Raw genomic sequence first — 539 nt, 5'->3', positions numbered from 1 at the left:
GCGGCGGCCGTGGACGAGGAGAGCCTGGACGGCACGCTCCGGTGGCTCGAGTACACCGTGGAGACCGAGCTGTTGCTGAACGAGATCGAGGACTCCACCCACCGCATCTCGCACCTCGTCGGCGCGGCGAAGCAGTACTCCCACCTGGACCGGGCCCCGTTCCAGGTCACCGACGTGCACGAACTGCTCGACAGCACGCTCGTGATGCTCGCCGGGAAGATCGGCTCCGGGGTCCAGGTGGTCAAGGAGTACGACAGGACGCTGCCGAAGATCCCCGTCTACCCCGGCGAGTTGAACCAGGTCTGGACGAACCTCATCGACAACGCCGTCGCCGCGATGGGTGGTGCGGGAAGCCTGACGGTGCGCACCTCGCTCGACGGGGACCACCTGCTCGTGGAGTTCGGCGACACCGGGCCCGGCATCGACCCCGAGATCCGTGGCCGGATCTTCGACCCGTTCTTCACCACCAAGCCGGTGGGGGAGGGAACCGGACTCGGCCTCGACATCTCCTGGCGGATCGTCGTGAACAAGCACCACGG

General features: G+C 67.3%; 1 protein-coding gene. It reads left to right on the top strand.

Annotation, left to right across the window (positions count from 1 at the left end; all coding sequences use genetic code 11):
- A partial coding sequence (locus tag BEK98_RS47645) for a sensor histidine kinase (RefSeq protein ID WP_208643454.1) occupies positions 1-539 on the top strand: 539 nt, incomplete at both ends.

This window comes from Streptomyces diastatochromogenes (assembly GCF_002242805.1).
In the GTDB taxonomy this organism is placed as follows: domain Bacteria; phylum Actinomycetota; class Actinomycetes; order Streptomycetales; family Streptomycetaceae; genus Streptomyces; species Streptomyces diastatochromogenes.
This window is presented reverse-complemented; position numbering and strand designations above follow the sequence as displayed.